General features: G+C 58.8%; 9 protein-coding genes and 1 pseudogene. 6 read left to right on the top strand and 4 right to left on the bottom strand.

What is annotated here, in order from left to right; translation table 11 throughout:
• Positions 1-73 precede the first annotated feature (73 nt).
• From E3N85_RS06210 to E3N85_RS06225, 4 genes are all read left to right on the top strand, one after another.
• Entirely contained in the window at positions 74-448 is a 375-nt protein-coding gene (locus E3N85_RS06210) for an STAS/SEC14 domain-containing protein (RefSeq protein ID WP_370289124.1), read from the top strand.
• A gap of 320 nt (positions 449-768) precedes the next feature.
• Positions 769-2,307 (top strand): bifunctional diguanylate cyclase/phosphodiesterase, encoded by a 1,539-nt coding sequence (locus tag E3N85_RS06215; protein ID WP_134461153.1) that lies wholly within the window; start codon positions 769-771, stop codon positions 2,305-2,307.
• A 141-nt stretch (positions 2,308-2,448) separates the two neighbouring features.
• On the top strand, positions 2,449-3,105 hold the full coding sequence (locus tag E3N85_RS06220; protein WP_241978343.1) for a class I SAM-dependent methyltransferase: 657 nt from the start codon (positions 2,449-2,451) through the stop codon (positions 3,103-3,105).
• A gap of 1,601 nt (positions 3,106-4,706) precedes the next feature.
• Positions 4,707-5,951, top strand: coding sequence for an IS256 family transposase (locus E3N85_RS06225; protein ID WP_134460876.1), 1,245 nt, complete (start codon positions 4,707-4,709; stop codon positions 5,949-5,951).
• Between the two features lie 604 nt (positions 5,952-6,555).
• Here the strand turns inward: E3N85_RS06225 and E3N85_RS06230 are convergent.
• Complete coding sequence (locus tag E3N85_RS06230) at positions 6,556-8,052, bottom strand: amidase (protein ID WP_134460879.1); 1,497 nt, start codon at positions 8,050-8,052, stop codon at positions 6,556-6,558.
• A gap of 168 nt (positions 8,053-8,220) precedes the next feature.
• Positions 8,221-8,988 (bottom strand): 5-oxoprolinase subunit PxpA, encoded by a 768-nt coding sequence (locus E3N85_RS06235; protein WP_134460882.1) that lies wholly within the window; start codon positions 8,986-8,988, stop codon positions 8,221-8,223.
• A 568-nt stretch (positions 8,989-9,556) separates the two neighbouring features.
• Between E3N85_RS06235 and E3N85_RS17110 the strand changes: the two are divergent.
• Positions 9,557-9,769 (top strand): annotated as a pseudogene (locus E3N85_RS17110) (winged helix-turn-helix domain-containing protein); the annotation flags it as partial.
• 63 nt (positions 9,770-9,832) lie between these two features.
• Entirely contained in the window at positions 9,833-10,369 is a 537-nt protein-coding gene (locus tag E3N85_RS06240) for a FadR/GntR family transcriptional regulator (protein WP_241978344.1), read from the top strand.
• A 1,068-nt stretch (positions 10,370-11,437) separates the two neighbouring features.
• Here E3N85_RS06240 and E3N85_RS06250 read toward each other — a convergent pair.
• On the bottom strand, positions 11,438-12,445 hold the full coding sequence (locus E3N85_RS06250) for a hypothetical protein (RefSeq protein WP_206751239.1): 1,008 nt from the start codon (positions 12,443-12,445) through the stop codon (positions 11,438-11,440).
• Between the two features lie 8 nt (positions 12,446-12,453).
• Positions 12,454-13,026 carry a hypothetical protein gene (locus tag E3N85_RS06255; RefSeq protein WP_134460891.1) on the bottom strand — a complete coding sequence of 191 codons (573 nt, stop codon included), beginning with the start codon at positions 13,024-13,026 and terminating at the stop codon, positions 12,454-12,456.
• Positions 13,027-13,478 lie beyond the last annotated feature (452 nt).

Genomic DNA, 13,478 nt, shown 5'->3' on the forward strand with positions numbered 1-13,478 from the left:
AATCGATGAACCCGAGTACCTTTGAGGAGCGGCTGAATGGTTCGGCGGCGTGCTCGGGGGAGGACACGTGGTGGTGGATCCGGTCGCTGCAAACGAGGCAAAGCTCAGCATTGAAATGACTGATGGCGGGCTCCTCCATCTGCGCTGGCTGCCCGGGGTCCACGTTCAGGTCGAGGACGCTCGGGCCGCGATGGCGAAAGTCAACGAGGTCTGCCAGCAGGAAGAACATCCCATGCTCGTCGATATGGCAGCGGTCGGTTCGGTTAGCCGTGAGGCCAGGGCTGTTTGGTCCATTCCCTGCAGCGCCTCACGCATTGCTCTGTTAGGCGAATCGCCTGTAGACCGGGTCCTGGCGAACTTCTTCCTCGGTGTGCACGTCCCGCCTTGTCCGACTCGTTTTTTTACATCGCGCAGCGAGGCCTTGGACTGGCTTAGTGCCCGTGCGTGAGCGCCGGAAAGTGGGGCCTGCCGCGATGAGGGCCACAGCGGGCGTCTGTCCTTTGAGCGAGGAACCGGCGGTGGCGGTGCCCGACACGTTCCGGCCAACCGGCAGGATTACTGACCGCCTGTCGGGCTGGCAGGCGCCTTCGGGTGGGTGCTCCTCTTGGTGGAGTATCGACAGTGGGCCCGCGCATCGGAGGTTGCTGGTGACCGCAGGATTCAGGACGTGACAGATCGATTCGGGGTGACCCCGGGGCAGTTGCCAGTTCTTCAGCCGGGGTCTGCAAAGGGCCAGACTTCTCGTCGTGGATTGCACCTTTGGACGATATGAGCTCGGGAAAGGCGGCTGAGGACCCGCGCCTGCAGCAGTTGGTGGAGACCATTGTTCGGTTGGCTGCCGGTGAGCTGGACACACGCATGAAAATTTCGGAACGTAGGGATGACATCGATGCTGTTATCACGGGTGTCAACCTGCTCGCGGAGGAACTTGGCCATATTTACTCGGATCTGGAACGGCGGGTTGCCGACCGTACGGCCATGTTGGAGCGAGCGCAGGCTGAGCTGGAACAGATGGCCAAGACGGATGCCTTAACAGGCCTTGCGAATAGGACCCTGCTCAACGAGCGGATCCAGGAGGCAATCCTGGCTAGTGCGGACAGCGGGAAAGCCCCGGCCGTGCTGGTGTTGGATCTGGATTCTTTCAAGGCCATTAATGACACTCTGGGCCATGGTGCCGGTGACGCCGTGCTGGTCGAGGTTGCCAAGCGTCTCCGGTCCGCCGTCAGGGCCGCCGATACAGTGGCGCGTCTGGGTGGGGATGAATTTGCCATCGTCATCACTGAGGCCACGGAAGAGGAGATCCTGCAAATCGCGCACCGGGCATCCGAGCAACTGCAGGAAAGTGTGCGTGTCGGAATCGAAACGGTCTGGGCAATGGCCAGCATCGGGGTGTGCATCGGCACGCCGGGGTATCCGGCCGAGGCACTGCTGCGCGATGCTGACATTGCCATGTATCAGGCGAAGGAGCAGGGTCGGAACAACGTCCAGCTCTTCCACCCCGACATGCTTGCCGCTGTACGGGAACGCTCACGCATAACCGCCGAACTGCGCAGCGCTGTTGCCAGCGGCGAACTGGCACTCCGGTACCAGCCGGTGGTCGAATTGGCCTCCGGCAGGGTCATAGGCCTCGAAGCCCTCCTTCGGTGGCATCATCCCGTGCGCGGAATTATTATGCCGGATAGCTTCATCCGCATCGCGGAAGAAACCGGCCTGATCCTAGAGCTGGGGCGGTGGGTGCTGCATGAAGGAGTAGCCCAGATGAGACGCTGGAACGAAACCGCACCTGACCTGACGGACTTCCGTCTGCACATCAATCTTTCCGCCGCCGAACTGCTTCGCAGTGATCTGCTGGAGGATATCAGGGATACTCTGGACCGGCATCAGGTGGCTCCGCGGCGTTTGGTTTTGGAGATCACCGAGACCGTGTTGATGTCTAGGGGAACGCTGGAAGAAGAGGTCTTCAGCGGGCTGCGGGACATGGGCGTAGGTCTGCAAATTGACGACTTCGGTACCGGCTATTCGTCCATCAGCTATCTCCGGTCGCTTCCCGCGGACACGGTGAAGGTCGACCAATCCCTGATTCAGGACATAGGCTCGGACCCGCAGCAGCAGAAATTCGTTGCTGCCATTCTTCAGCTGATTTCCTCTGCGGGACTGAAAGCGATCGTGGAAGGCATCGAAACCGCCGAGCAGGCGATCCAGTTGCAGGCCATGGGCTGCCTTTACGGGCAAGGCTATTACTACAGTTACCCGCTGCCGCCGGCGAAGGTACTGGATCGGCTCCGGAGTCTCGCGCAGCGTCGGTAGAGTTAGGGCATGTCAAAGCTTTGGGAACAGATGCTGCTTGTTCCAAAAGTAGTACGCCTCACTTCCCGGGCACCGAGAGACCCGACGGCCGCGTGGGATGGGTACTGGCGCGGAATCCACACCACCGGCCGTTCCGGAGACGTGCTGTGGGACTCCGGATCCCGGACCGAGCATGCGCAGTACTCCGACGCCGTCGTGGCCCACTTTGATCCGGCTCTTCCGGTGATTGACGTCGGGTGTGGCAACGGAACCTATACCCGCTGGCTTGCTGGTCTTTTTCCAAGCGTGCTCGGCATCGATGTTTCAACCGGCGCGGTTGAGTTGGCGAGGAGGGAAGCTGAGGGCGTCCAGAACGCCGACTTCATGGTCTTGGATGCTGCGGGAGTAGGTGCGGGAGAGCACCTGTTGGAGCGGATGGGGCCTGCCAACGTTTTTGTCCGCGGAGTCTTTCACGTCCTGAAGCCCGACAAACAGTTCAGCTTAGCTGCCAACCTGCGAACCGTCATCGGGCGCAGCGGCCGGGTGTTCCTCGCCGAAACCAACTTCCACGGAAACAGCCTCGCCTACCTGCAGCAGCTGGGCGCCACCCCGCGAAGCATGCCCCGGCAGTTGCAGAGCGCCCTGGAAAACCTGCCACGCCCGGGGCGTTTCGGCGCCCAGGAACGGCACAGCACATTTTCGGATTCGGACTGGCAGTTGATCGCGGACGGGCCGGTAAACATCGAAGTGGTCCCGATGAAATCCACAGGTCTTTCGCAGCAGGTTCCGGGATATTTCGCTCTTCTGGCCGGCAAGTAAATCTAGCGAACATCCGCCTTGAGCGTCAACGGCGGACTTGCTCTGTGGTACTGGCCGTGACACGTAGGAACACCCTTTTTCCGAACCCCGCTCACGTCGAGGGTCTCCCGCGTTATGTGTTGGAATGTTCAGGATGCGACGTCACCGCCGTGCGCCTTGATCCAGGTCGTCGACCACACATTGCCTTTTCGAGCGAACGGCATCTGTCTTGGGCTCCCTTCTTTCGGTGGGTTAGTTCCAAAGAAGGCACATCAGGGGAGACTTATTCTGCAAATGTTGCAATAGGCCACTTTACCTATTGACAAAATCACCATTATCGGTGCGGATTTGATCTTTCTGGCGCGCAGACGAGCTAACTGTCCAGCGGGGCACCCCCCGACAACGTAGGGCGACCCCGCCCGGGCGGTGGCATCGGGTCAGCCCAGAGTTCGGAAAGCACGAGCGTGAGGCGCGCCAGCTGGAGAGCTGCCATAGGCCGCAGCTTACTGGCCTGCGCGGACTTGGCACTGATGAGGTGGACTAGCTCGTTATAGGCCGGGTTTCCACACTCGAAACGTATGATGTTACTGATGCGCGCAATCTCTCGACGCTGGTGACAGAGGTAGCAGAGAGGCAGGCCCATGATGATGAGCAAGTCAGGCTCGGCGAGCTTCCGGAAAGTGGGGTGGAAGCGTTTGGCGCAGCTGTCGGTCGCGCACGCTCACTCGTAGACATAACTGTGCGTGATCTCTTCCTACGGCAGCTCACATTCGTCGCAAATTGGCGGGACAGACAGTTTCACGGCAGCGATTGGGGCGGCGTTAGGACAGCCTGTCATGGGGTGAGAGTAGCGCCTAGCCGTGTCGGTCCGCTCTGGCTTGCGGAACGCCAGGTAGATGACGAACTCTTGCGGACGTCCGCCATCAACTTGGACCGAGCGCGCAGGTCGGTACCCGCTCTCGATGATTCACCTGATACAAAATCGTAAAAGTTTTTCCAATACATCATAGATTTTTAGAGTAAACGGATCATTTTCTTGCCCACAATTTGCCCACATTTGAACGGAAATGACGCTGTTATGGTTGATCACATCAAGCTCAATAAGCCCGTGAAATCAACGATTTCGACGCCGCAACGCCCGTTTCTGGGCACCTATCGGTCACTCGTAATGAGAAGGTCGTCAGCTCGATTCTGACAGGCCCCTCCACTCAGACATCAGGATGTCAGCTCGACTCACTAACCACCCAGTACTCGCCAACTCTCCCGCTGAGTAAAGCCTTCGACCGACTTGGAAAGGAATTCCTCATAGGCATTTGCGCGCCCAAGCCTCGGCGACGTATGTTGTCTTCTCTCGGCGACCCTGACCATCCGCTATCTGTGCCTTTTCGCCACGGCGGTGAACCCGTCAAGGACTCGCACGACGCCTCTTGCCAGCCGGATCCGATTGCGCCGTCCGTCAGCCTTTGACGGCCACTCGCGTAGGACAAAGAGTGTACGCGGTCGGTCATGTCCCGTTGAGTGGTGTTGTTTCCCGCTCCTGAGTGTTGCTGCGTTAACGTAGCGAGCCACCGTGGGATGGTCAGTGAGTACCGACTAAAGCAACTCACGAAGGACACCACACGATGGCTCTAGACCAGTCTGCCCTGCTCACCCTGCTGGGAGAACTCCAACTCACCAATGTCACCGACCGCATCCGTGTCGCGACCGAAACGTTGTATCAAGAACTGATCGATGCGGAAGCGAGCGCATTCATCGGCGCCGCCCCGTTTGAACGCTCCGGCGACCGCACCACGTATCGCAACGGCACCCGGCCACGGACGTTGAGCACCACGGCTGGGGACCTCGACCTGAAGATCCCGAAGCTGCGCGCCGGGTCGTTCTTCCCCGCCCTGCTCGAGCGCCGCCGCCGCGTCGACCAGGCCCTGTTCGCGGTCGTGATGGAGGCCTATGTCCACGGTGTCTCGACCCGCAAGGTCGACGACCTGGTCAAGGCGCTCGGCGCTGATACGGGGATCTCCAAATCGGAGGTGTCCAGGATCTGCGCCGGCCTGGATGCGGAAGTGGCGGAGTTTCGGGACCGGACCCTCGCCGCGCAGGTTTTTCCGTATGTGTTCCTCGACGCGACCTACTGCAAAGCGCGCGTTGGGCACCGGATCGTCTCTCAAGCAGTCGTTGTCGCGATTGGCGTGGCTGCCGACGGGCGCCGGGAAGTCCTCGGGTTTGACGTTGGCGACAGCGAGAATGAAGGCTTCTGGACGAGCTTCCTGCGGTCGTTGAAAACCCGCGGTCTCGACGGGGTGAAGCTCGTCATGTCTGACGCCCACACCGGGCTGAAGAAGGCCATCGGGACGGTCTTTCAAGGCGCCGGCTGGCAGAGATGCCGGGTCCACTTCATGCGAAACGTCCTCGCGGTGGTCCCGAAAGGATCCCAGGAGATGGTGGCGTCGATCATCCGCACCATCTTCGCCCAGCCCGACCGTGAGGACATCGAGAAGCAATTCCGTGAGGTCACCACCATGCTCGGTCGATCGCACCCGAAGGTCGCTGCGATGCTCACCGATGCCCAACCTGACCTGCTCGCGTTCGCTGCTTTTCCGCGGCGTCACTGGCGACAGATTTGGTCGACCAACCCGTTGGAACGGGTCAACAAAGAGATCAAACGCCGCACGGACGTCGTCGGCGTCTTCCCCAACGCTGCCGCCCTCCTCCGCCTTGCAGGGTCTGTCTTGATCGAGCAGCATGACGAGTGGGAAGCCGGCGAACGTCGCTACTTCTCCGAAGCCTCGATGCTCGAGCTGACCACCATGAACAACCCCATCGAAGTCATCGACGAGGCGGTGATTCTCCCCGAACTCGCTGCCGCCTAAACTAAACCAGCTGACCCGCACGGTGACGATGAATTACACCACCCAGCGGGACGTGACCATTACGCGGCACTGGATCCCTGATATTCAGGTGTTGCGAGGATCACTAGAACCCAAGTTCCGGTTTACGCAGCACAAACGGTCCTATTGACGCTCGCTGGCATATGTCTGGCTATCGCCGTCAAAAAACGCCAGGCGGTGGTCGAGTCAGAGAATCTGCCTCAGAAGGTCGTCCAAGTACTTCATAAGACCTGCGGCCAAAGGCCTTCCTAATAACGACCGAAGCGTAAAGGACATTGATGGTGACAGCGTTTGCTGGCTAGGGTTTGAAGTCCAGATGTGCCCTCGGGCAGCTGCAGCGCTGGCTACTTCATGAGTCTCCGAACGCCGCCATCGACCAGCAAGATCCACACGTCGGCGCTCCATGTGCGTTCTCGGTCACTGTTTCTCTCACGGGCGTGCTGTAGAGGAAAGATTCACCGCAGCTGTTCACGCGTAGCGTGCGCCTTCGGAAAGACCGTTGATGCTGAAAACCTTTGGAGCCTTGGACCGTGGCGGCCATGTTGAACACCTCAGCCGTTTCAGTCGCGTCTCGTGGGTTGACGTGTCACAAGATCGGTGTCGTAGCCGGCAGTGTGCAGTGGTTGGTGACCTGTTCAAATCCGAAGCCGACCCGGAACAGCGTGCGCTCGTCGTATGGGCGGGCGAGGATCTCCATACCAACTGGCAGGCCGTCTTCTGTGAAACCGGCAGGGATTGACATGGCTGGCATCCAGGTCTGCGAACTTATCAGTGTGTTTGTTGGAAAGTTGAGTGTGTTCCATACGTCGGAGTCGCAGTCCTCCCGCGTCGGTGGGACCACTTGCACAGTCGGATACACGAGAGCCGTTAGATCGTTTGCCCCCATGAGGTTAACAACTACTTTCATGTATGCCTCGCGTGCGGCAAAACCAGGGTAGTAAGCGGGGTCAGCGAACGGGTCGTCAGGTCCGGCCTCGATGGCTTCGAGCAGGTCCAGTTTGGGGTGATATCGCTTCGAATCAACGATTTCCTTCACGGAGTGCATCGGCGCGTCGGGCTTGGATGCGAGAAACCGGTCGATGTCGTACTTGGACTTTGTTGTGTAGAGCGAGGTGCGGATGTTCCAGTCCTGAAGGTTGGGAATCTCCACATCGACTAGGACGGCGCCGGCGGCGGCGAGTTGGTCGAGTGCTGCAGTCATCACCTTGTTCACGGGAGCGGAATGCTGGCCGTCATCCGCGCCGAACGCATTGCGGACGACACCGATACGGAGGCCGAGAATAGCGTCCGGCACGAGTTCTGCGAGGTATGGCCCTTCTTGTTTGCTGATCTCGGCTGCGTACGTGAGCTCATCGGATTCATCAAATCCGACCATCACGTCAAATACCCGTGCGACATCGGCCACGCTGCGGCCCATCGGGCCAATCGTGTCCTGCATGCTGACGAGGGGGTTGCAACCTTTGCGGCTGATTAGTCCGGGGGTGGATCGGACTCCGACCAGGTTGCAGAACGAGGAGGGAACTCGCACGGATCCGCCGCAGTCGGTGCCGAGCCCGATGGTTGCGAAGCCCGCTGAGATGGCGGCTCCGGTTCCGGCTGAGGACCCACCTGGGTCGCGGTTTAGGTCGTAGGGGTTTTTCGTGAGTCCGGTGCGCGATGAGTAGGTGAACCAGGAAGTGGCCCAGTCGGGCAGGGTGGTTTTTCCGATTATGACCGCGCCAGCCTTCCGGAGATTCGCGATGACTGTGGCGTCCTCGCCTGCCTGGTATTCGGCGAAGATCTCGGATCCGTAGGACGTTGGCATGTCCTTTGTCTCCAGACAGTCTTTGACTAGCATCGGGATGCCGTGGAGTGCTCCCAAAGCCTGGCCTGCGGCCAAATCTGCGTCGCGTTGGTCTGCTTGCTCGAGCGCGTCGGATGCGAGCGTGACTATCGCGTTCAGTGCGGGCCCGCTTTGGTCGAAGGCCTTGATTCTCGTGAGATAGGCCTCAACCAATTGGCGTGCCGTCACCACTTGTCCACGAAGAGCCGCTTGAATTTGGGTGATGCTTGCACTTTCGAGGGGAATTCCGTTGATATCCATGGTTCTCTTTCTTTTAGATTCTGCAGAGTATGCGGCGCGGTTATCGGGAGTGTGCGTGACGGGAGTGCCTGCTGATCTGAGCTGGCATATGTTCCCCATCGTTGGGATTTTCGTTGTCTGAAAATGATTGACGTACATCTAGTTCGACGGTGTGAGCCCTCAGCTCCTTTAGGGTTCGATACCGGCTAAATGGGAATCAAGAACGCTGCGGATTCTTTCGGCTACAGCGGGAGCATTTGGGATATCGGAGTGTACGCAGAGCGATTCCACGCGAATGGGTAGCTGTTTGCCAGTAACGGTCTGTATCTTGCCCCGCTCGAGGGCTCGCCGGATGCGCTGCTCGACGTCGTCGAGATTTCGGGAGCTGGCGCGACGAGCGACTATGACGCTTCCGTCGTCGTTGTAATCAAGATCAGCGTAAAATTCTGCGACGAATTGTATCCCGCGGCGCTTTGCAACGTTCTCCTGTCGAGTGCCAGTAAGCCCGAGCTTAGGCACGCCGTAGATTTCCGCGACATCACAGATCGCTTCCATGTGCGGTTCGCTCTGCGTCACCATTTCATATAGTGCTCCGTGGGGCTTGATGTGATGAAGAGGAGCGCCATTTGCTCGGAGGAAACCGGTGAGGGCGCCGACTTGATATAGAACGAGTTCGCGTACTTCCTCCGGGTCGAGGGCCATGTAACGTCGACCAAAGCCGGCGAGATCGGGTAGCCCTGGATGCGCTCCAATCGTTACTCCGGCGACAAGAGCCTTCTCGACCGTGCTGCTCATTTCATTTGGGCCACCCGCGTGCATTCCGCAGGCGAGGTTGATCGTGTCAACGAAGCTAAGCAGTGCGTCGTCATTCCCGAACGAGTGGATGGCGATTCCTTCGCCCATGTCGGCGTTGATGGTGATCAGGCGATCGGGCTGAGTCAGGTGGGTTGCAGTCATAGTGGGCCTTCTCGTCTGAGGTAGGAAGTCCCTCTGCGTTCTCTTCCTAGAGGGATGTGCCCGATTGACATCGTCAGTATCTCGCTGTAATTCATGTTGTCGCCCAGCAGGATGTTGATGTCGAACAGCTGGACACGGGCGCCATCGGAGCGAATACATAGCCGGCGCAAGGGCCGTAGATCGCATTTTGCATCTACGACTGTTGCGGCGCCGTCGCGATGACAGAGGAGTTTTCGCATGCAGATCATGTATCGCCTAGAGCGGGGCGGCAGCGGCGCGGTCAGTACTCCATCTGTTTCACGAAGTGAGGACGGAGACAAGGCTCTCGTGCTGAGGTTGGGTCGGACCTCCCCGTGAAAAGGTGTGGCCCAGTGCAGAACATACAGTCTGCGAAAGGTCAACCATCCGGGGGACATACGCATGGTGCTCCTCTACGCAGTAAGGTGCGAACGGCAAACAGACATTGGAAAAATAGCTTATAATATTAAATGTTAGACATTTACGTTGTGTTGAAACTATCCTCCCTAAACCACGCAAATGTAAAGCCCTAATTTCGACGGAGGCTCCCATGGCTCGACGAGCTTTCCAAGCGACCACTCTCTCTCGGCGGGACGCATCGGGTCAGATAGCGCGGCAACTGAGAACCGCTATCACCACAGGCGTTTGGGAGCCGGGGGAGCGATTACCGAGTGAGAATGAGCTCGGTGAGACATTCGACGTATCCCGTGCAACTGCCCGGGAGGCGCTTAAGTTGCTCTCCGCGACCGGCCTTGTTACATTTCAGCGGGGTGCGTCGGGGGGAAGCTTCGTGGCGGTTCCGGATGCCGACGACGTTGCAAAGCAGTTGAGCGAGGCCATCCAGCTCTGGTATCGAGTAGGAAACATCTCGGTGCACGACGTGGACGAGGCGCGGTGGGAGCTTGAGCGTATCTGCGTGAAGATGGCGGCAGTGCGGCGTACCGAAACGGACATCGCAGCCATTCGCGGCCCGCTGGAGGCTGCCCGCGATTTCAGTCTGCCGATGACGGAATGGCTTGATTTCGATCTCGAGTTTCATTCCGCGATCACCGCCGCCGCTCGCAACAAGATCCTTGAATTGGCGATGACGGCCGTACACCTCAGCCGGCCTGCTACGAACGACATGTTCGTAGACTTGCTCGGGCGACAAGAAGTGTGGCAGCAGCACGACCGGATCGCAACCGCCATAGCAAACGGTAATCCCGATGCCGCGGAGCAAGCGCTCAGTGCGCACGTCACGTATCTCGGTCAGGTTCGAGATCGGGCACTCGCTGACCTCCAAGTCGACGACGTCGTAATTTCCGCTTTGCCGAGAGTCAACTCACTTAAAGCGCGAAGGTTATCTCCGAAAAACGACGCATAATCTCAAATTGGGTAGCTCGCGAACAGGCTACCGGAATCGTGAAACACCTGGGCCAGCAGCTGACTGCTCGTGGCCTGGTAACGCTGCGAAACATGAACGCGGTAACGAAGCTCGCCACTCGCGCGGGACCTTCCAACCGGTTGATTTAGCTCGCTGGGTCGCGAACTCATCGGAATGCGTCGTGGCCGAGTCGTCGGACTGGTCGACCGTGCGGCGGGACGATACCGCAGGCAAAACTCGGGGGCGCAGAGGTGCGAGCCGCCCTTGTGAGGCGAGGAGACCTGGCAATACAGTCGATCCCCGTCAAGAGCCTGAGCGACTACTTGTGATTTCGACATGCCAGAACGTCCCCCACTTTGGTTCGGCCAATTCGCCAGTCTTATCTTGGCATGCCACCGCCTTCCGAAGCGCCGGCGCAAGTCTCCCCGCGAATCCTGCACAGGCGGCCATCACCAATGTGACTAATAGTCCGCTTGTATCAGCCCCGCCGAGACGCGCCAGAAAGTGTACCCAAATGTCGAGCAGCAACGGAGACATCCGGATCAACGGAAGGGAATTTGCCTGGGATGCGTGGCCATGGCAGCGTTGCCCGCAATATCGGAAAAACATTCGGAGCGACAGTGCAAGATCAGCCCGATCCTGATCTCTCTAATTGGGAGCAATATCCTCGTAGCTGCAAAGTCGACACCCCGAGAATCCCCGAATTAGTGGTTGGACGACTCCGTCCTGCACCGCTCAGGGCCGATAAGAGCGGTTATGTCAGCCGACCCGAAACCCGCCAGTGGGCAGTTCGGATTTGCCATAGACACTCCAACCTTCACCTGGCCGACAACCAAGAGGACAAAGCGGTTTCCCGCCACCCGTCCCGCTGGACGAAGGGCGTCGACCCTGGTTTTCGTGTATCTGGGTGCTCCAGGCCAGAGTGCCGCGCAGATTGAACGCTCCGAGACGCACAAACGGCTAGATCTTCTCCGGCGATCGTGCGACGATGCTCGCCGCCGGGACCACCCAAATACGCCGTTAGAAGGTCATTTGTCCAATGTGAGATTCACGAGGGTACGAGAACCGTTATCGGCGTGAAAGACGGTCGGCGCGACGTTTTTCCGCGGTGAAATCATCTTCAAACCATCGGCCTTCAATAACGTCGAGAAACGCAGCGACGTCGTCCTCGCCGAAGTTGAAGGTTCCGTCTGTGTCCAAGAGTCGAGAAGCGTCCTCACCGTGAGACACCATGGAGGCACGGACCTTTTCAGGGGTCAGACCGGCAGAAGCGATTCGGGCCGGTAGGGAGCGAAGGCGAACGGCCAGGGACACGCTCTTTGAGCAGACGAGAGAGATAGCCTCTTGAGAGCGGCCATCAAGAGGGACTGCAGTCGACAATGCTGATGCGACGCTCTCCGCCAACTGCGGTACCTGCTGCAGCGCAACGCGCACGTCCGACATGATCATCTCGAACACGACCTTGTTGAACGCAAATATCGTCGTGCTCGTTATGACGAGGTCGACATCGTTTTCCAGGACAAAATCAGGCTTTGAGATTCTTTTCAGTGTGTCGCCGTACGAGAAGACCGCGAACCCACGTCTCAGAGACTGTGTCGGATCGTGTTTACGGAGAAACGTGACTGTATCGACGCCGTCCCCATAAGAGATGCCATAAAAGAGGAAAGTGCCGCCCGCCAGTCTGTCTGCGGATAGGGGCACGGCCTCGGCCACGGCCCCCAAAGCCACCATCAAAGCTACTGGCGTTGGCTCACTGGACAAATCTGACATGGCTGGCGTGCTTGTGTCTGGGGGAAACGACACCGTCTCCGAGCCAGACGGTAGGCCGGCGATGGGGATCACATAGTGTTCTTCGCCCGGTTCCAGAGCGGAGGAGGCTTCATAGGGCCTCCCCCTTGACGCAGACAATCGGGCCAGAGCCTCCTTAGCGACCTCCGCAAGTGCAGAAAAGGTATCGGTATGGAGGTTGATTGGCTGAGCACTAATAGCTTTCCCGCGACGCCAACCAACCATCAACGTTGGGTCTCCTGACGGCAGAATCACTTCAGATTTATGAGGACTTAGCTTGGTGGTCAAGGGTTGCTTCAACTCGATTTCTTTGACTTCTTATCGATGTAAACGGCGTTGTACTCGACGACGTTGCCGGCCCCGTTGACAGGGATATCTCCGCGATGCACGTAGAAAACCCGGCGGCCGGCAACAGTCACTCGAGAGACCCGCCAGCCCAGAACGTACAGCGTGGGATTGATGAGACCGAGGTTTGAGCGCATGTGAAGGAACGTGACCAGCCCAAAGAAGATTACGTATCCGATCATCACGCCGAAATTTGCTGTCGGAACCACCAAGAACGGAAGAAGATACCCAGCTAGGTATCCCGCCACTGCGCCGCCCTGGTCCTCCGCGTCTGAATACTTGATATGTCGTGCACCGACAGAACCGGTTCGACGCATAAGAATCCCCAGAACAGAAAGCGCGAGCAAGAGCGCCACCACCCCCCAGCAAACGGCAAGAATCAGACTCTCCGAAAGGCTCACTGCGCCGATGATCAATGCCAACGGCGCATAAGCACTGAGGACAAATCCCAGGCTCGCGGACCAACCTGCGACCTGCGACATGCGCGTTTCCGGTGACGGCCCTTGCTCATCAATCGTGCTCATGGGAGGACCCTATTCGAAGCCGGGGACATGCCGCGCGAGTAGGCGAGGGGCTCCGACGGCGGTGCCCAGACCATGGAGACTCCTTCGACGCCTGAATCTGATACAACCGTGCCGGCCCCCTCAATCACTTGCGCTCCCAATATCGATTCGCTGGCCCCCGCCGAATCGTCGTTAACATCCCTTGATGGCGGCGATTGAATCATGCGAAGCGTTCAGAAGAAGCCGTCCGGCTCATCCTTCAGCGCATGATCTCTGACAACGATAGTGGTCCATCTGGAGTCCCCACCGCGCTGGACGTCGAAGTCATACCCCCACTTTCGGGGACGGCCACTCTGGTTCGTCATCTAGCCGCTGCCGAGTGGCTGCAAGGACGATGAGCGGGACATGGGCAGCCGCTCGGTTGCACCGCACAAGGCAGCTACAGCATTCGAAATCGAACGCACCGTCGCACA

The organism is Cryobacterium sp. Hz9 (assembly GCF_004402825.1).
Classification (GTDB): Bacteria; Actinomycetota; Actinomycetes; order Actinomycetales; family Microbacteriaceae; genus Cryobacterium; species Cryobacterium gelidum.

Bases quoted from the DNA above. Each gene is read 5' to 3' on its own strand.
- E3N85_RS06215 (WP_134461153.1), top strand. From the start codon at position 769: ATGAGCTCGGGAAAGGCGGCTGAGGACCCGCGCCTGCAGCAGTTGGTG.
- E3N85_RS06225 (WP_134460876.1), top strand. From the start codon at position 4,707: ATGGCTCTAGACCAGTCTGCCCTGCTCACCCTGCTGGGAGAACTCCAA.
- E3N85_RS06230 (WP_134460879.1), bottom strand. From the start codon at position 8,052: ATGGATATCAACGGAATTCCCCTCGAAAGTGCAAGCATCACCCAAATT.
- E3N85_RS06235 (WP_134460882.1), bottom strand. From the start codon at position 8,988: ATGACTGCAACCCACCTGACTCAGCCCGATCGCCTGATCACCATCAAC.
- E3N85_RS06255 (WP_134460891.1), bottom strand. From the start codon at position 13,026: ATGAGCACGATTGATGAGCAAGGGCCGTCACCGGAAACGCGCATGTCG.